Origin of the sequence: Mesoflavibacter sp. SCSIO 43206, from assembly GCF_019904215.1 — a bacterium.
GTDB classification, from domain to species: domain Bacteria; phylum Bacteroidota; class Bacteroidia; order Flavobacteriales; family Flavobacteriaceae; genus Mesoflavibacter; species Mesoflavibacter zeaxanthinifaciens.
Window position 1 is genome coordinate 2,524,175 of the sequence record NZ_CP063201.1, and the last position, 20,171, is coordinate 2,544,345.

The 20,171-nt window shown below is 34.7% G+C and carries 9 protein-coding genes; 6 read left to right on the forward strand and 3 right to left on the reverse strand.

Going from position 1 to position 20,171, the window contains the following annotated elements; translation table 11 throughout:
• Nucleotides 1-66: 66 nt before the first annotated feature.
• The 6 genes from pyrR (at nucleotide 67) to INR78_RS11645 (ending at nucleotide 4,162) form a co-directional block, all read left to right on the forward strand.
• The gene (gene pyrR, locus INR78_RS11620; RefSeq protein WP_223076641.1) at nucleotides 67-606 is read left to right on the forward strand and encodes a bifunctional pyr operon transcriptional regulator/uracil phosphoribosyltransferase PyrR; all 540 of its coding nucleotides are present in this window, start codon (nucleotides 67-69) and stop codon (nucleotides 604-606) included.
• Nucleotides 607-609: 3 nt separating this feature from the next.
• Nucleotides 610-1,539, forward strand: a complete 930-nt coding sequence (locus tag INR78_RS11625) for an aspartate carbamoyltransferase catalytic subunit (protein WP_106678334.1) — start codon at nucleotides 610-612, stop codon at nucleotides 1,537-1,539.
• A gap of 3 nt (nucleotides 1,540-1,542) precedes the next feature.
• The gene (locus INR78_RS11630; protein ID WP_106678333.1) at nucleotides 1,543-1,875 is read left to right on the forward strand and encodes a ribonuclease Z; all 333 of its coding nucleotides are present in this window, start codon (nucleotides 1,543-1,545) and stop codon (nucleotides 1,873-1,875) included.
• 9 nt (nucleotides 1,876-1,884) lie between these two features.
• Nucleotides 1,885-2,790 carry a ribonuclease Z gene (locus INR78_RS11635; RefSeq protein WP_106678331.1) on the forward strand — a complete coding sequence of 302 codons (906 nt, stop codon included), beginning with the start codon at nucleotides 1,885-1,887 and terminating at the stop codon, nucleotides 2,788-2,790.
• 68 nt (nucleotides 2,791-2,858) lie between these two features.
• A complete protein-coding gene (gene pdxH / locus INR78_RS11640) occupies nucleotides 2,859-3,506 on the forward strand; it encodes a pyridoxamine 5'-phosphate oxidase (RefSeq protein ID WP_223076642.1) in 648 nt (215 codons plus the stop codon).
• A 158-nt stretch (nucleotides 3,507-3,664) separates the two neighbouring features.
• Nucleotides 3,665-4,162 (forward strand): CAP domain-containing protein, encoded by a 498-nt coding sequence (locus INR78_RS11645; RefSeq protein WP_106678327.1) that lies wholly within the window; start codon nucleotides 3,665-3,667, stop codon nucleotides 4,160-4,162.
• A gap of 46 nt (nucleotides 4,163-4,208) precedes the next feature.
• Here the strand turns inward: INR78_RS11645 and INR78_RS11650 are convergent, their stop codons facing one another.
• The 3 genes from INR78_RS11650 to INR78_RS11660 are packed head-to-tail and all read right to left on the reverse strand — an operon-like array spanning nucleotide 4,209 to nucleotide 20,148.
• A complete protein-coding gene (locus tag INR78_RS11650; RefSeq protein WP_223076643.1) occupies nucleotides 4,209-6,137 on the reverse strand; it encodes an OmpA family protein in 1,929 nt (642 codons plus the stop codon).
• Between the two features lie 2 nt (nucleotides 6,138-6,139).
• Nucleotides 6,140-7,087: a type IX secretion system membrane protein PorP/SprF gene (locus tag INR78_RS11655; protein ID WP_223076644.1), complete on the reverse strand. Its 948-nt coding sequence runs from the start codon at nucleotides 7,085-7,087 to the stop codon at nucleotides 6,140-6,142.
• Between the two features lie 11 nt (nucleotides 7,088-7,098).
• A complete protein-coding gene (locus INR78_RS11660) occupies nucleotides 7,099-20,148 on the reverse strand; it encodes a gliding motility-associated C-terminal domain-containing protein (protein ID WP_223076645.1) in 13,050 nt (4,349 codons plus the stop codon).
• Nucleotides 20,149-20,171: the final 23 nt, after the last annotated feature.

A 20,171-nucleotide genomic window follows, 5' to 3' on the forward strand; every position in this document is an offset into this window, starting at 1 on the left:
AAAAACACCTTTTAACTTATCATATTTTACTTTACCTTTGTTAACCAAACCCGTTTGGAAAACACTATGAGTCAAAGAGTGCTACTTAATGCAACCGAAATAAACATCATTCTTCACAGATTGGCTTGTCAACTTATCGAAAATCATAACGACTTTTTAGATACTGTATTAATAGGAATTCAGCCAAGAGGTAAGTTTTTAGCAAATAGATTAGCTGAAATTTTAACTAAAGAATATAAAATTAAAAATCTTCAATTAGGGCATTTAGATATTACGTTTTACAGAGATGACTTTAGACGAAGTGATAAACCTTTAGAAGCAAATAAAACAGAAATTAACTTTGTAGTAGAAGACAAAAAAGTAGTCTTTATTGACGATGTATTATATACAGGACGTAGTATTCGTGCAGCACTAACAGCAATACAAAGTTTTGGAAGACCTACAGAAATAGAGTTGTTAACACTTATAGACAGACGTTTTAGTAGACATTTACCAATACAACCAGATTACAGAGGAAGACAAGTAGATGCCATTAACAATGAAAAAGTTAAAGTGCATTGGAAAGAAAACGAAGAAGAAGACACAGTATATCTTATAAATAACTAAACTATGAGCGAATTAAGTGTTAATCACTTACTAGGTATTAAATATCTTAAAGAAGAAGATATAGAGCTTATTTTTAAAACAGCAGATCACTTTAAAGAGGTGATTAATAGACCTATTAAAAAAGTACCTTCGCTAAGAGATATAACTATTGCTAATTTATTTTTTGAAAATTCTACACGAACAAAGTTATCTTTTGAGTTAGCAGAAAAAAGACTATCTGCAGACGTTATTAACTTTTCAGCAGGACAATCTTCAGTAAAAAAAGGAGAAACCTTAATAGATACAGTAAATAATATCCTATCTATGAAAGTAGATATGGTAGTAATGCGTCATCCTAATCCTGGTGCAGGTGTTTTTTTATCAAAACATGTAGACGCAGCAATTGTAAATGCAGGAGATGGTGCGCATGAGCATCCAACACAAGCACTCTTAGATTCGTATTCTATTAGAGAAAGATTAGGTAGTGTAAAAGGGAAAAATGTAGTAATTGTAGGAGATATTTTGCATAGTCGTGTGGCTTTATCAAATATTTTTGCTTTAAAACTTCAAGGCGCAAACGTTATGGTTTGTGGACCTAAAACATTATTGCCAAAACATATTGATAAGTTAGGAGTAAAGGTAGAAACCAACTTACGTAAAGCTTTAAATTGGTGTGATGTAGCAAATATGTTACGTGTACAAAACGAGCGTATGGATATTAGCTATTTTCCTTCTACAAGAGAATATACCCAACAGTTTGGAGTTAATAAAGAGCTTTTAGACAGTTTAGATAAAGAAATAACAATCATGCATCCAGGACCAATAAATCGTGGTGTAGAGATTACTAGTGATGTTGCAGACTCAAAGCAAGCCATAATTTTAGACCAAGTCCAAAACGGTGTAGCTGTAAGAATGGCTGTAATCTATCTTTTAGCTTCAAAAATTAAAAATTAAGTTATGATTATAGATCAAAATGAAAACATAACAACTATAACCCAAGAAAATGCTTCGGTTATAGAATTGGTGAAAAAAATAGAGGCTCTTTACCCAAAATTTAAAAACAATAACATCATTGTTAATTTAAATACAATAAAACCTATTCCTTTAGAACAAATTATAGAGTTTTTAAGAGTTTCTAATCAACATCGTGCAGCAAAACATTCTTTTGTAATTGTAAATGAAGGTATAGATGTAGATAAAACTCCAGAAGAAATAGTAATAGTGCCAACACTTCAAGAAGCACACGATATTATTGAAATGGAAGAAATGGAGCGCGATTTAGGATTTTAAATTCAACTTATGAAGTTAAATATTTTAGGCTGTTACAGCGCAACACCACGTACTTTTACAAATCCTACATCTCAAGTTTTAGAAATTAAAAATCATTTATTTTTAATTGATTGCGGAGAAGGAACACAAGTACAATTGCGTAAACATAAAATAAAATTTAACCGCATAAAGCATATCTTTATTTCTCATTTACACGGCGATCATTTTTTTGGTTTAGTAGGCTTAATATCTACATTTAGATTATTAGGTCGTGAGGCAGATCTACATATTCACGCACCAAAAGGATTAAAAGAAGTCATTGTATTACAAATGAAGTTAGCCCAGTCTTGGACTAATTATAATTTGTACTTTCATGAGCTAACTTCAACATCATCAGAGCTTATTTTTGAAGACGAAAAAGTAGAAGTACATACCATACCATTAGACCATCGCATATATACCAACGGTTTTTTATTTAAAGAAAAAATAGGAGAACGCAAGTTGGATATGAATGCAGTGCTTAATGAAGATATTGACGTAGCATATTATCGTAAATTAAAACAAGGTGCAGATGTACCAAATAAAAAAGGAGAAATAGTAAAAAACCAAACGGTAACTTTACCAGCACCACAACCAAAAAGTTATGCATTTTGTAGTGATACAGCTTATAACGAAGCTTTAGTGCCTATTATAAAAAATGCTACAGCACTTTATCATGAATCTACATTTTTAGAAAAACATGCAAAGCTAGCAGCTCCAACAAAGCACAGTACAGCTGTACAAGCCGCAACAATAGCTAAATTAGCCAATGTTGAGCAGTTGATATTAGGACATTATTCAACTAGATATGATAACCTACAAGATTTTAAAACAGAAGCTCAGACTATTTTTAACAATGTAGAATTAGCTGAAGATGGAAAAGTTTTCGAATTTTAGTCGAAATACAAATTACCTAACTAACATTTAAAATTTAAATCTTGTAAATTTACCTACAAATTAAATTTATGGAAAAAGATTTAAGCAATTACCGAAAGTCCTACGAAAAGGGCGAATTACTCCTAAAAGACACACCAGAAAACCCTTTAGAACTCTTCAGAACTTGGTTTAATGAAGTAGACCAACATTTTCCGCAAGATGAAACTAATGCTATGACAGTATCTACTATTGGTTTAGACGGTTACCCAAAAAATAGGGTAGTACTTCTTAAAAAATTTACTTACGAAGGTTTTATATTTTACACCAATTATCAAAGCGAAAAAGGAAAAGCAATAGCCAATAACCCTAATATTTGTTTGTCTTTTTTCTGGCATGGAGCCGAAAGACAAATAATTATTAAAGGTAAAGCAGAAAAGATTGCTCCTAATTTAAGTGATGGTTATTTTGAATCCCGTCCAAAAGGAAGTCAACTTGGTGCGTTAGCTTCAAATCAAAGTGAAGTTGTTGAAAGTAGAGATGTGTTAGAAAATAAGTTAAAAGCTTTAGAATTAGCATATAAAGACAAAGAAGTAGAACGACCAGAATTTTGGGGTGGCTATATTGTTAAACCAATTTCTATTGAGTTTTGGCAAGGTAGGCCTAATAGATTACATGATAGAATTTTATATACGTTAGAAGAAAATTACGATTGGGTTAAGAAAAGATTATCTCCTTAAAATATCGTTTAAATGCATATTATTGATATCAATAATCGATAAAGTGTATTAAAAGACGCTAAAAAACATGTATTTAATCGATTTTAACATTTATTTAACATAATTAGAAATGAACTGTTCATATTTTAGAGGTACCCAAATTATTTATCCCTAAAATTATGAAACTAGCACTTAACCTACTTACTGTTTTTTTCTTTGCTATAACACTATCTTCTTGTAGCACAGACACTTTAGATGATGACCAAAATGTAGCTAAAAGTAATGACATTGTAATTCCTGAAGCTAAAACTATTGAAATAGAGATTTTAGAGCTAATTAACCAGCACAGAATAAGTATTGGTTTAAACGAATTAAAAAGTATAGACATAATTAAAGGTCAAGCGTATTCTCACACAGATTATATGATTGATATTGATGAAGTAAATCATGACTATTTTCATAACAGAAAAGCTTACTTACAAGCTAACGCAGATGCCCAATCTGTATCAGAGAATGTTGCATATGGTTACTCTAGTGCAAATTCTGTAGTAAATGCTTGGTTAAATAGTGAAGGACATAGACAAACCATAGAAGGAGATTTTAGTCATTTTGAGATATCAGCAGAAAAAAATGCTAACGACAAATGGTATTTTACAAATATTTTTATAAAAAAATAATAAAGGATAATAGCTAAAAAAAGCCTTCCAATTTGGAAGGCTTTTTTTATTTATAATTATTTGTTATAATAAATTTTGATCGTCTGTTTTCTTCATGTTCTTCATCTGTACATTTTACTCCGTTTTTGCAACGATTTAATATTTGAGATTCTCCATAACCAATAGCGCTTTGTATTCGGTCTTTTGCTATGCCTCTAGAAAATAAATAATCTCTAGTAGACTTAGCTCTTCTATCAGATAATTTCATATTATAACTATCATTACCACGACTATCTGTATGAGATTCGATTTTAATAACCATTTTTGGATGTTCTCTCATAACAGCAACTATGTTTTCTAACTCATAAGCAGCATCTGGTCTAATATTAGATTTGTCAAAGTCAAAAAATATCGGGTTAATTACAATTTCATTATCAATAATAAGTGGTTTTAATGATAAATCAATTTCAATTTCTTCTTGATTAATTGCAGATGTTTCAAACTCAATATTATCAGGTCTGTAGATTGGTTTTTCAGCTAAAATTGTATAAGTTTTCTCGCAATCTATTTTAAACTCGTAATAACCATCTTCTTTAGTTTGGTACCTTTCTAATATTTTACCATCTATGTTAATTAAAGAGACTGTAGCTTTGGATAACAATTCATTAGTTAATTCATCTCTAATTAAACCTTTTACGATTTGTTCACATTTTAGTTTACCAAATGCATAAATATCATCTCCACCTTGTCCTCCTTCTCTGTTAGAAGAAAAATAACCTGTATTTGTTTCTGTATCTATAAAGTAACAAAAGTCATCAAAAGAACTATTAAAAGGAGCTCCTAAATTTTTGACTTCAATATCAGTATTGGTTTTTAAAATATTAGATTCAAAAATGTCTAATAGACCTAGGTTAATATTAGCATCACTAGAAAAGTATAGAGTAGAGTCTTTTGCAACAAAAGGGAATTTTTCGTTTCCTTCTGTGTTAATTTTTGGCCCTAAATTAATAGGTTCTCCAAATGTACCATCATCATTTATAGCTACTTTATACAAATCTGTTTGACCATACCCACTATCCATGTTTGATGAAAATATTAAAGTCTTATTGTCTGGAGTAAGGGTAGGAGCTGTAAAGTCAAAGTTTTCATTATTAAATGGTAATTCTTCAATATTTGTCCATGTATTATCAACTTTAGTTGCTTTATAAAGTTTTAAATTTGAGGATCCACTTTTATTATACCGCCTTTTTTCCTTTTTATTTACATTATTTCTGGTAAAATACATTGTATTACCATCATTTGTAATGGTAACAAGACCTTCGTGATCATTTTTAGTATTGATTTCAGAATTTAATTTCGCAGCATTACTAAATACTTTTTTATTGTTTTCTATAGTAATTTCAGATTCAAAAATATTTAAATAAGGTTCATTATTAAGTTCGTATAATTCTTTTTCATTTGTAATAGAATCTTTAACCCAAGTAGAGTAGAAGTATAATTTATTATCTTTTTCGAAGCTACCAAAATCTGAATATTTTGTATTTAGAGGTAAATTTTCAATTTTTACATAAACCTTTTCTGTGCTTGATAATTCTGAATATGTATCTAGATTAAATTTTTCTATATCTTTTATTCGTCTGTCTTTTTTATTGTTCTTGTTAAAAATTTTGACAAATTCAATAGCTTCTTCATATTTCTTTTGAGCTCTTAAAGTTTGAATGTATTTATATACATAATCAGAGTTAATGTTTGGATATTTATCAATCGCTTTTTTATACCAAAAAGCAGCTTCTTTTACTTTACTAATGTTAAAGTAGCAGTCTCCTAGTCTTGACAAAATATGTTCTGTACTGTCTTCTTTTTTTAAAGCTTCTTTGTATAACTCTGCAGCATTATCATAATTAAAGTCTCTAAAAAAATTATCTGCAACTTTTGTTTGTGCTATTGAAAACTGACAAACAAAAAATAATATTAAGTATGTAAAATTTAATTTCATCTTTAGAAATATCTTGGAGATTTAACACGTTTTGTTGGTTTAAACACCTCAAACATTAACAATATTTCGTGCGTACCACCAGTGTAAGGTCTTAAATCTGTTATATAATGTTCATAAGCGTATCCAATTCTCATTTGTGGCGAAATTTGGAAATCTGCTAATGCTCCGATTGTTGACGTATCTTGATTATATCTATAACTTCCACCAATCCAAAACGTTTCATTAAATAGTAAGTGAGCACTTAAGTCAAAAGTTATTGGAGCACCATTAGTAAATTTAACTACTGTAGATGGCTTTAGTTTAGTGTTTTCACCTAAATCAAATACGTATCCTCCAGTAAAATAATATCCAACACGTTCTAATGCTATGTAATCTACGTTAGGATCTAAAGCAGACTCGTTATAATTTGTATTAATAATTCTAGGAGCAGAAAGACCTAAATACCATCGGTTTTGATGTAAATATGCGCCTACACCAAAGTTAGGATTCCAACGGTTTGTAAAATTGCTAAAAAATGGATCTTGAGATACACTTTGATCATCCAAAAATCCTGCTCTATCTAAGCTATAGTGTATAAAACCAGCGCTTAAACCTAATGCTAATTTAGTTTTTTCAGATACTTGAATTGTGTAAGAAAAAGCTCCATTTACGTACACAAAATTTTCATAACCTAATTCATCATTTATAGCTGTAGCACCTAGTCCAATTTTTTCATTTTTTAAAGGCGAATGTATTGATACAGTTGAAGTAGTTGGAGCTCCTTCAAGACCAACCCATTGACTTCTATGTAGACCAACAATACTTAGTGTTTCTCTACTGCCTGCATAAGCAGGATTTATGGAAATTGTATTAAACATGTATTGAGTAAATTGAGGTAATTGTTGAGCATTTATCTCTAAACAACCTAAAAAGAACAATACAATTATTCCATATTTTGAAAGTTTTTTCATTAATAGCATTTTTATTTAGTACCTAAATATATTGGACCAGCAATTGGGTCTAAACCACTTTCTTTAAGTACTACTACATAGTAATAAGTACCATTTGGTAATCTTCCTGAAGATCCAATTGAAGATGAAGGTGAAACTCCGCTCCAGTCATTTTGGTAATTATCAGATTCATAAACCACATCACCAAATCTGTTAAATAATTTTACTTCTACAACAAAACCGCAATCAGAAGCTCCTGTAACATTAAATGTTTCGTTATAACCATCTCCATTTGGTGTTACAGCTTTAGATATTTTGATTCTGTCTAAGCTTCCACAAGGTAATACTACACAGTCTTCATTAATATTAACAGTTAATTTAAATGTTTTTAAGCATCCATTATCAATTGTTGTATAAGTAAAGACATAGTCACCTAAATCTGCATCTAAAGGATCAAATATTCCATTTGCAATTGAAATTCCGTCTGTTTCAACAGTCCATTCCATATCAGTGTCATATCCAAGAGGAAGTTCATTGTATAGATCTATTTCACCATCTTCATAACATCTTGAAATAAATGATTCTTCTATAAAGTTTTCAGTGATAACGTTTATATTATGTGTAATTACTGTGCTGTTTCCACATTCATCTGTTGCAGTCCAAATCCAAGTAATGGTGTACATTTCTTCTTCACCTGTGTATGTTGAAGTTTCTTCAAAAGTAAATTCAATTTCCTGGTTCGAACAGTTGTCTTCAAAAGTTAACTCAGGAACTTCTGGAATGTTTGAACAAACAACATCTGAAGGTAAATCTAATTGAGTCACTAATATTGGACCAACTGTATCTTCAATAGTTAACGTTGCCGAAGTAGACGCCATGTTTCCACAATCATCCGCTACTGTATAGTTTACAGTGATTGTACCACCAAGTCCACAAGTATTAACAAAGTTATTGAAGTCGAAGTCAGATGTTACGGTATAACTCGCATCTGCATCACAACTATCCGTAGGACAGGTTTGTAAAGCAGCGATATTAGCCGCATTCCAATCAGATGCTAAAGTACTGTTATTAGCGCCATCACATTCAATTGTTTCATCTGAAACATCAGAACATAATGCTAAGTCTGGCGCAGTAGTATCTTCAATAGTTAACGTTGCTGAAGTAGACGCCATGTTTCCACAATCATCCGCTACTGTATAGTTTACAGTGATTGTACCACCAAGCCCACAAGCACTCACAAAATTATTAAAGTCGAAGTCAGACGTTACGGTATAACTCGCATCCGCATCACAACTATCCGTAGGACAGGTTTGTAAAGCAGCGATATTAGCCGCATTCCAATCAGAAGCTAAAGTACTGTTATTAGCGCCATCACATTCAATAGTTTCATCAGCCACATCCGAACAAAGTGCTAAGTCTGGCGCAGTCGTATCTTCAATAGTTAACGTTGCCGAAGTAGAGGCTATGTTTCCACAATCATCCGCTACTGTATAGTTTACAGTGATTGTACCACCAAGTCCACAAGTATTAACAAAGTTATTGAAGTCGAAGTCAGATGTTACGGTATAACTCGCATCTGCATCACAACTATCCGTAGGACACGTTTGTAAAGCAGCGATATTAGCCGCATTCCAATCAGATGCTAAAGTACTGTTATTAGCGCCATCACATTCAATTGTTTCATCAGCCACATCTGAACATAATGCTAAGTCTGGCGCAGTTGTATCTTCAATAGTTAACGTTGCCGAAGTAGACGCCATGTTTCCACAATCATCCGCTACTGTATAGTTTACAGTGATTGTACCACCAAGACCACAAGTATTAACAAAGTTATTAAAGTCGAAGTCAGACGTTACGGTATAACTCGCATCCGCATCACAACTATCCGTAGGACAGGTTTGTAAAGCAGCGATATTAGCCGCATTCCAATCTGCAGCTAAAGTACTGTTATTAGCGCCATCACATTCAATTGTTTCATCTGAAACATCTGAACATAATGCTAAGTCTGGCGCAGTTGTATCTTCAATAGTTAACGTTGCCGAAGTAGAGGCTATGTTTCCACAATCATCCGCTACTGTATAGTTTACAGTGATTGTACCACCAAGTCCACAAGTATTAACAAAGTTATTGAAGTCGAAGTCAGATGTTACGGTATAACTCGCATCTGCATCACAACTATCCGTAGGACAGGTTTGTAAAGCAGCGATATTAGCCGCATTCCAATCAGAAGCTAAAGTACTGTTATTAGCGCCATCACATTCAATTGTTTCATCTGAAACATCTGAACATAATGCTAAGTCTGGCGCAGTTGTATCTTCAATAGTTAACGTTGCCGAAGTAGACGCCATGTTTCCACAATCATCCGCTACTGTATAGTTTACAGTGATTGTACCACCAAGTCCACAAGTATTAACAAAGTTGTTAAAGTCGAAGTCAGATGTTACGGTATAACTCGCATCTGCATCACAACTATCCGTAGGACAGGTTTGTAAAGTAGCGATGTTAGCCGCATTCCAATCAGATGCTAAAGTACTGTTATTAGCGCCATCACATTCAATTGTTTCATCTGAAACATCCGAACATAACGCTAAGTCAGGCGCAGTCGTATCTTCAATCGTTAACGTTGCTGAAGTAGAGGCTATGTTTCCACAGTCATCCGCTACTGTATAGTTTACAGTGATTGTACCACCAAGTCCACAAGTATTAACAAAGTTGTTAAAGTCGAAGTCAGATGTTACGGTATAACTCGCATCTGCATCACAACTATCCGTAGGACAGGTTTGTAAAGCAGCGATATTAGCCGCATTCCAATCAGAAGCTAAAGTACTGTTATTAGCGCCATCACATTCAATTGTTTCATCAGCCACATCTGAACATAATGCTAAGTCTGGCGCAGTTGTATCTTCAATAGTTAACGTTGCCGAAGTAGAGGCTATGTTTCCACAATCATCCGCTACTGTATAGTTTACAGTGATTGTACCACCAAGACCACAAGTATTAACAAAGTTATTAAAGTCGAAGTCAGACGTTACGGTATAACTCGCATCCGCATCACAACTATCCGTAGGACAGGTTTGTAAAGCAGCGATATTAGCCGCATTCCAATCAGAAGCTAAAGTACTGTTATTAGCGCCATCACATTCAATTGTTTCATCTGAAACATCTGAACATAATGCTAAGTCTGGCGCAGTTGTATCTTCAATAGTTAACGTTGCCGAAGTAGACGCCATGTTTCCACAATCATCCGCTACTGTATAGTTTACAGTGATTGTACCACCAAGACCACAAGTACTCACAAAGTTATTGAAGTCGAAGTCAGATGTTACGGTATAACTCGCATCTGCATCACAACTATCCGTAGGACAGGTTTGTAAAGCAGCTATATTAGCCGCATTCCAATCTGCAGCTAAAGTACTGTTATTAGCGCCATCACATTCAATAGTTTCATCAGCCACATCAGAACATAACGCTAAGTCTGGCGCAGTAGTATCTTCAATAGTTAACGTTGCTGAAGTAGACGCTATGTTCCCACAATCATCCGCTACCGTATAGTTTACAGTGATTGTACCACCAAGTCCACAAGTACTCACAAAGTTATTAAAGTCGAAGTCAGACGTTACAGTATAACTCGCATCCGCATCACAACTATCCGTAGGACACGTTTGTAAAGCCGCGATGTTAGCCGCATTCCAATCAGATGCTAAAGTACTGTTGTTGTTACCATCACATTCAATAGTTTCATCTGAAACATCCGAACATAACGCTAAGTCTGGTGCAGTTGTATCTTCAATAGTTAACGTTGCTGAAGTAGAGGCCATATTTCCACAGTCATCCGCTACCGTATAGTTTACAGTAATAGTACCACCAAGACCACAAGCACTCACAAAGTTATTAAAGTCGAAGTCAGATGTTACAGTATAACTCGCATCTGCATCACAACTATCCGTAGGACAGGTTTGTAAAGCAGCAATATTAGCCGCATTCCAATCTGCAGCTAAAGTACTGTTATTAGCACCATCGCATTCAATAGTTTCATCTGAAACATCTGAACATAATGCTAAGTCTGGCGCAGTTGTATCTTCAATAGTTAACGTTGCCGAAGTAGACGCCATATTTCCACAATCATCCGCTACTGTATAGTTTACAGTGATTGTACCACCAAGTCCACAAGTATTAACAAAGTTATTGAAGTCGAAGTCAGACGTTACAGTATAACTCGCATCTGCATCGCAACTATCCGTAGGACAGGTTTGTAAAGCAGCGATATTAGCCGCATTCCAATCAGATGCTAAAGTACTGTTATTAGCGCCATCACATTCAATAGTTTCATCAGCCACATCTGAACATAACGCTAAGTCAGGCGCAGTCGTATCTTCAATCGATAACGTTGCAGAAGTAGAAGCTATGTTCCCACAGTCATCCGCTACTGTATAGTTTACAGTGATTGTACCACCAAGTCCACAAGTATTAACAAAGTTATTGAAGTCGAAGTCAGATGTTACGGTATAACTCGCATCTGCATCACAACTATCCGTAGGACAGGTTTGTAAAGCAGCGATATTAGCCGCATTCCAATCAGAAGCTAAAGTACTGTTATTAGCGCCATCACATTCAATTGTTTCATCAGCCACATCAGAACATAATGCTAAGTCTGGCGCAGTCGTATCTTCAATAGTTAACGTAGCAGAAAGCGTAGTTACATTACCACAAGCATCGGTAGCAGTATATGTAACCGGTAGCGTACCACCTAAACCACAAACAGTAGAACTATCAAAGTTATTATAGTCATAATTAGAAGAGATAACAACTGAGATATCATTAGCACAAGCTTGAAGTGCAGCAATGTTATCATTATTCCAAGTATCCGCGATAGTTTGATTATTATCACCATCACATTGTAGAGTTTGGTCAGTAACGGTACAAGCCGATATGTCAGGACCAGTCGCATCACCAAAATTAAGCGTAGCTGAAACCGTAGAGCTATTATTACATTGATCAGTTACAGTATAAGTAACTGTGATGTTTCCACAAGGACCACAAACGGTATTTAAGTTATTGTAATCGTAATCAGAAGTTACTGTAATATCTGTAGCACAACTATCAGAAGCACAAGCTTGAAGTGCTGCAATATTATCAGCGTTCCATTGGTCAGCAATAGTTTGATTATCAGAAGCAGTACAATCAACATCAGTATCAGTAATTGAACAATTAGCTAAATCAGGACCAGTCGTATCAGATAAAGTTAACGTTGCCGAAGTAGAGGCTATGTTTCCACAATCATCCGCTACTGTATAGTTTACAGTGATTGTACCACCAAGTCCACAAGTATTAACAAAGTTATTAAAGTCGAAGTCAGACGTTACGGTATAACTCGCATCTGCATCACAACTATCCGTAGGACAGGTTTGTAAAGCAGCGATATTAGCCGCATTCCAATCAGAAGCTAAAGTACTGTTATTAGCGCCATCACATTCAATAGTTTCATCTGAAACATCTGAACATAATGCTAAGTCTGGCGCAGTTGTATCTTCAATAGTTAACGTTGCTGAAGTAGAGGCTATGTTTCCACAGTCATCTGCTACCGTATAGTTTACAGTGATAGTACCACCAAGCCCACAAGTACTCACAAAGTTATTAAAGTCGAAGTCAGACGTTACAGTATAACTCGCATCCGCATCACAACTATCCGTAGGACACGTTTGTAAAGCCGCGATGTTAGCCGCATTCCAATCAGATGCTAAAGTACTGTTGTTGTTACCATCACATTCAATAGTTTCATCTGAAACATCCGAACATAACGCTAAGTCTGGTGCGGTTGTATCTTCAATAGTTAACGTTGCTGAAGTAGACGCTATGTTCCCACAATCATCCGCTACCGTATAGTTTACAGTGATTGTACCACCAAGTCCACAAGTACTCACAAAGTTATTAAAGTCGAAGTCAGACGTTACAGTATAACTCGCATCCGCATCACAACTATCCGTAGGACACGTTTGTAAAGCCGCGATGTTAGCCGCATTCCAATCAGATGCTAAAGTACTGTTGTTGTTACCATCACATTCAATAGTTTCATCTGAAACATCCGAACATAACGCTAAGTCTGGTGCAGTTGTATCTTCAATAGTTAACGTTGCTGAAGTAGAGGCCATATTTCCACAGTCATCCGCTACCGTATAGTTTACAGTAATAGTACCACCAAGACCACAAGCACTCACAAAGTTATTAAAGTCGAAGTCAGATGTTACAGTATAACTCGCATCTGCATCACAACTATCCGTAGGACAGGTTTGTAAAGCAGCAATATTAGCCGCATTCCAATCTGCAGCTAAAGTACTGTTATTAGCACCATCGCATTCAATAGTTTCATCTGAAACATCCGAACATAACGCTAAGTCAGGCGCAGTTGTATCTTCAATAGTTAACGTTGCTGAAGTAGAAGCTATGTTTCCACAATCATCCGCTACCGTATAGTTAACCGTGATAGTACCACCAAGTCCACAAGTATTAACAAAGTTATTAAAGTCGAAGTCAGACGTTACGGTATAGTTAGCATCCGCATCACAACTATCCGTAGGACACGTTTGTAAAGCCGCGATATTAGCCGCATTCCAATCAGCAGCTAAAGTACTGTTATTAGCGCCATCACATTCAATAGTTTCATCTGAAACATCTGAACATAACGCTAAGTCTGGCGCAGTCGTATCTTCAATAGTTAACGTTGCAGAAAGCGTAGTTACATTACCACAAGCATCAGTAGCAGTATATATAACCGGTAGCGTACCACCTAAACCACAAACAGTAGAGCTATCAAAGTTATTATAGTCATAATTAGAAGAGATAATAACTGAGATATCATTAGCACAAGCTTGAAGTGCAGCAATGTTATCATTATTCCAAGTATCCGCGATAGTTTGATTATTATCACCATCACATTGTAGAGTTTGGTCAGTAACGGTACAAGCCGATAGGTCAGGACCAGTCGCATCACCAAAATTAAGCGTAGCTGAAACCGTAGAGCTATTATTACATTGATCAGTTACAGTATAAGTAACTGTGATGTTTCCACAAGGACCACAAACGGTATTTAAGTTATTGTAATCGTAATCAGAAGTTACCGTAATATCTGTAGCACAACTATCAGAAGCACAAGCTTGAAGTGCTGCAATATTATCAGCGTTCCATTGGTCAGCAATAGTTTGATTATCAGAAGCAGTACAATCAACATCAGTATCAGTAATTGAACAATTAGCTAAATCAGGACCAGTCGTATCAGATAAAGTTAACGTTGCCGAAGTAGAGGCTATGTTTCCACAATCATCCGCTACTGTATAGTTTACAGTAATAGTACCACCAAGACCACAAGTACTAACAAAGTTGTTAAAGTCGAAGTCAGATGTTACAGTTAAATTAGAAGAACAATTATCGGTTGCGCAAGAAGTTAATTCATTTATATTAGAAGTGTTCCAATCAGCTGCTATTGTTTCATTGTCATTTCCATTACATTCCAAAGTAGTATCCTTAACATCGCAAGCAGATATATCTGGACTTGTGTTGTCCGTAACAGTTATAATTTGAATTTGATCTGCTGCAGCATTACCACAATCGTCAACTAAAGACCAAGTCCTTGTTATTATATATGAACCTTCGCAGTTACCGTCTGATAATGTATCAATATATGTAGCTTCTGGATGAGAAGAACAGTTATCCGCTTCATCAATAACATCACCGGTAATTGATAAGTTGGCGCTATAATTACAATCAGAATCAACAAAAATCTCGATATCAACTGGAGCAGTAAATGTAGGAGGAGTAGTATCTTCAATAGTTAACGTTGCTGAAGTAGAGGCTATGTTTCCACAATCATCAGCTACCGTATAGTTTACAGTAATAGTACCACCATAACCACAAGCATTAACAAAGTTATTAAAGTCAAAGTCAGATGTTACAGTTAAATTAGAAGAACAATTATCCGTAGCACAAGAAGTTAATTCATTAATATTAGTAGTATTCCAAGTTGTAGCTATAGTTTCATTATCATTACCATTACACTCTAAAATAGTATCCTTAACATCACATGAAGATATATCTGGAATTATATTATCAGTAACAGTTATTGTTTGTTTTTGGTCATCAGCAGCATTACCACAGTCGTCAATTAAAGACCAAGTTCTTGTTATTATATATGAACCTTCACAAGAACCAGCAGTAACCATATCAGTAAATGTTGCCTCAAGCGAAGCTGAACAATTATCCGCTTCATCCGTTACATCACCTGTTTGAGTTACAGAAGCATCATAGTTACAAGACGCATCAGTAAAAATTTCAATATCAGCTGGAGCCGTAAACGTAGGCGCAGTATTATCAGTAACAGTAATAGTTTGTATTTGGTCATCAGCAGCATTACCACAGTCGTCAATTAAAGACCAAGTTCTTGTTATTATATATGAACCTTCACAAGTACCAGCATTAACCACATCAGTAAATGTTGCCTCAAGAGAAGTTGAACAGTTATCATCTTCGTCAGTAACATCACCAGTTTGTGCAACCGACGCATTATAGTTACAAGACGCATCAGTAAAAATTTCGATATCAGCTGGCGCTGTAAAAGTAGGAGCAGTATTATCCGTAACAGTTATTGTTTGTATTTGATCAGCTGCAGCATTCCCACAATCATCAGTTAAAGACCATGTTCTCGTAATGATATACGATCCTTCACAAGAATCAGGAGTAACCACATCAGTAAATGTTGCCTCAAGAGAAGTTGAACAGTTATCATCTTCGTCAGTAACATCACCAGTTTGTGCAACCGACGCATTATAGTTACAAGACGTATCAGTAAAAATTTCGATATCAGCTGGTGCCGTAAACGTAGGCGCAGTATTATCAGTAACAGTAATAGTTTGAGTTTGCTCAGTCGCAGTGTTCCCACAATCATCAGTTAATGACCATGTTCTCGTAATGATAAATGACCCTTCACAAGAACCAGCAGTAACCACATCAGTAAATGTGGCATCAATAGAAGCAGAACAGTTATCAGCTTCATCCGTTACATCACCAGTTTGTGCAACCGACGCATTATAGTTACAAGACGCATCAGTAAAAATTTCGATATCAGCTGGCGCCGTAAACGTAGGTGCCGTATTATCTGTAACAGTAATGGTTTGAGTTTGCTCGGTAGCAGTGTTTCCACAATCATCAGTTAGAGTCCATGTTCTAGTAATGATATACGATCCTTCGCAAGAGCCAGCAGTAACCACATCAGTAAATGTGGCATCAATAGAAGCAGAACAGTTATCAGCTTCATCCGTTACATCACCAGTTTGTGCAACCGACGCATTATAGTTACAAGACGCATCAGTAAAAATTTCGATATCAGCTGGCGCCGTAAACGTAGGTGCCGTATTATCTGTAACAGTAATGGTTTGAGTTTGCTCGGTAGCAGTGTTTCCACAATCATCAGTTAGAGTCCATGTTCTAGTAATGATATACGATCCTTCGCAAGAGCCATCAGTAACCACATCAGTAAATGTTGCCTCAAGCGAAGCTGAACAATTATCCGCTTCATCCGTTACATCACCTGTTTGAGTTACAGAAGCATCATAGTTACAAGACGCATCAGTAAAAATTTCAATATCAGCTGGTGCCGTAAACGTAGGCGCAGTATTATCAGTAACAGTAATAGTTTGAGTTTGCTCAGTCGCAGTGTTCCCACAATCATCAGTTAAAGACCATGTTCTCGTAATGATAAACGACCCTTCACAAGAACCAGCAGTAACCACATCAGTAAATGTGGCATCAAGCGAAGTTGAACAGTTATCCGCTTCATCCGTAACATCACCTGTTTGAGTTACAGAAGCATCATAGTTACAAGACGCATCAGTAAAAATTTCAATATCATCTGGTGCCGTAAACGTAGGCGCAGTATTATCTGTAACAGTTATAATTTGAATTTGATCTTCTGCAGTATTACCACAATCATCAGTTAAAGACCATGTTCTCGTAATGATAAACGACCCTTCACAAGAACCAGCAGTAACCACATCAGTAAATGTGGCATCAAGCGAAGTTGAACAGTTATCCGCTTCATCCGTAACATCACCTGTTTGAGTTACAGAAGCATCATAATTACAATTAGAATCAACAAAAATTTCGATATCATCTGGAGCTGTAAATGTTGGTGCGGTTGTATCTACTACTGTAATAGTTTGATTGGCAGAAACAGAATTACCACACATATCTGTTGCTGTCCATGTTCTTATAACCGTTTTAGTATTTCCGCAACTAGTTGTCTCACTATCTGAGCCTGATATAGTAACTAAACCGCAAGAATCAGTACCTGTTGCGGCTTCAAATTCAGCAGCTACCTTTTTAAACTTAAGAGTATGAATTAAATAATCATGACCAGAATCATTAAGTGCATATGGAGCTGAAAATTCTACTCGATCAAAAGCTTCACCATTATCAGTTGTGAACAAAATAGGATTATATACACTGTCGTTTCCTCCATAATGTCTTTTTGTTGTACCTACTTGCTGATTATTTAAGTAGAATGTTAAATAAGCATCTTCATTAGGGTTTTTCCATCCAAAAGTTACATTAATATATAATTGAGGGACATTAAAATCTACTCTAATAACTTCAGTACCAGTTGAGTTAGCGCCTAATTCACCTGATGCTCCTGAAATATTTCCTTCAACACCAAAGCCAAGGTTATTGTTAGGTATAGCGAAGTTTCTTGGTTCATAGTTATTGTTGTTTGATTTAAACCAAGCAGAAACAGAATATTCGTCATTAACAACTGAAAAATTATTACTATTGATTATACTTTCATTTTGTATTACATCGCTTATTGGAGGAATATTTTGACCACATTCAATTGTAATATCATCGGGTACTGAAATTACTGGTGGAGTAGTATCTTGAATAGTAATTGTTTGTGTAGCAGTAGCAGAATTATTACATGTATCAGTAACTGTGAAAGTTCTAGTAACAATTATAGGACAATCATTAGTTGAAGATATTACATCATTATAGGTAATATTTTCAATGTTATAGTCATCTGAAGCGTTATAGTTATTGTTTGATGAAAAAATATTTTGAACGTCATTTGATCCAAATTCATTGAAATTAAATACAGCATTTGAACTTGTTATATCTGAAGCAGAACATCCTTCTATTATAATTTCTGACGGAACAGATATTATTGGTGATGTTGTGTCAATCAATGTTATTACTTGAGTGTAATCTTCTATTGTATTACCACAAGCATCTGTAAAATTCCAAGTATTAGTAATTGTTCCCACGCTAGGACATGACGAATCAGGTATAAAGTTTCCTGATGTTTTTATAGGAATAAGATTATTACAACTAGCTACAGGTGCTAATGACTGAGCATTATTTAATGCGGTTATATCATTATATTCTATAGTAACATCTAATTCATTAGGAGTTGTAACCCAGGTTGCAGGAGCAGGAGGATTAATTGTTACTGTTGTTGATAAATTATTACCTTGTTTACATTCATCTAAGCTATTAGAACTTACTATGGTAGTATTGTGATTATTGATAAATCCTGAGTAAGAAGCAGAAAGTTGCGAGCTTAAAGTTGTAGAACATCCGTTTTCTAGGTAATAACATTGATCATTTACAGTTACATCAAAAGCAAAACTTAATGTTTCTCCAACATCCAATAATCCATCTGCAGCTGTAAATGTTAATTCTCTTGTGCTAGAATTGTAAGAATAAGTTAATCCTGATGGTAATCCAGTTATAGGTTGTACTAGTTCTGATCCAATAGGAACCGTTGTAACAAAGCTTATATTTGTAGCATCATCATTACCGTTATTAGTGGTGGATGCATTATATGTTACTGTTTGAGGGTTACTATTAGGAGTAATAGTATTAGGTGTAGCTGTATATACAATTGGATCTAATTTAGGTTCATAAACCTCTACAGCTAAACCTAATAGATATAGACCATATGCTTCTTGATTTGAAGTTAGTCTTAAGGTTGTTGATGTTTGATTATTATGTAGAAGATTATTTCCTGAATTATCTAAATGAAAATGAGCTGAGTCAAAACCCAAAGTGTTTGTACTTGCTGGATTTCGATCTGTAAAGTTGCTATTTCCATTAGTAATTCTACTATTAAAAAAGTTATTTGAATTTCTTAAAGGCGCATCTAAATCTTCGAAGACGTTTGAAGAGTTAAGCATTTGTAATCTGTCTCCTGATAAATCACGATCGCCTTCTAAAGCTCCAATTACTATGTCAGATTTTACAGCTCCTGTTGGAATTGTTTGAAAGCCACTAAAATTAATATTAAAATTATTGTTAGAACTAGTTACATTAGCATAACCATCAAAAAATGATATGTTTTTTCTTTTTAATTGATCGCTTTTATAAACAACTACTAGCTGCCAACCTCCAGAAGTTCCTGTGTTATTTCCGTCATGAGAATATAAATACCCTTGTCTTCCTTCAACATTAGCAACTTGATACTTACCAAATGCATTGCTGTTATTTAAAACATTGTTAGTGATATCTTTTACACAGATATAAGCATCATTAACAAAGTGAGGATTTTCATCACGACCTCTAAAAATAACATCATCTGCAGAAACAGTAGTGTAGCTTGTTTGTCCAGGTAGCATTATTTTAACTTGGTTATAATTCCAACCAGGTTGATTGTCCAACTCTACTGCGTTATTACCATTACCAACTATTAAACCTTTGTCTGCTGCAGCCCAATAAAGTAAAACTTTATCTATTGCTAAACAAGGATCGCCCGGATAAGGGTTTGTTAAGTTTGCGCTACTAGAGTTAAATGTAGTAATGTCATTATCAATATCTACATAAACGTTATCTGAAAAGTCATGATTACCATCAGATCCATTATAATTACCTGTAGCAGTTCTAGAGATTGTGTTATTACCAACAACAATAACATCACCATTAATACTACTTTGGTATCTAAGCGTAAATGGTTTTTTTACTTGAGCTGTACTAATTGTAGCAATTAATGATACAGCTAATATTAAAAGTGCTTTATAGCACTTTACTATTGGGTTAAGTTTTTTCAAAACGACAAAAATTGATTTAGAAC

Bases quoted from the DNA above. Each gene is read 5' to 3' on its own strand.
- INR78_RS11635 (WP_106678331.1), top strand. From the start codon at position 1,885: ATGAAGTTAAATATTTTAGGCTGTTACAGCGCAACACCACGTACTTTT.
- INR78_RS11645 (WP_106678327.1), top strand. From the start codon at position 3,665: ATGAAACTAGCACTTAACCTACTTACTGTTTTTTTCTTTGCTATAACA.
- INR78_RS11650 (WP_223076643.1), bottom strand. From the start codon at position 6,137: ATGAAATTAAATTTTACATACTTAATATTATTTTTTGTTTGTCAGTTT.
- pdxH (WP_223076642.1), top strand. From the start codon at position 2,859: ATGGAAAAAGATTTAAGCAATTACCGAAAGTCCTACGAAAAGGGCGAA.
- INR78_RS11655 (WP_223076644.1), bottom strand. From the start codon at position 7,087: ATGAAAAAACTTTCAAAATATGGAATAATTGTATTGTTCTTTTTAGGT.
- INR78_RS11630 (WP_106678333.1), top strand. From the start codon at position 1,543: ATGATTATAGATCAAAATGAAAACATAACAACTATAACCCAAGAAAAT.
- INR78_RS11625 (WP_106678334.1), top strand. From the start codon at position 610: ATGAGCGAATTAAGTGTTAATCACTTACTAGGTATTAAATATCTTAAA.
- pyrR (WP_223076641.1), top strand. From the start codon at position 67: ATGAGTCAAAGAGTGCTACTTAATGCAACCGAAATAAACATCATTCTT.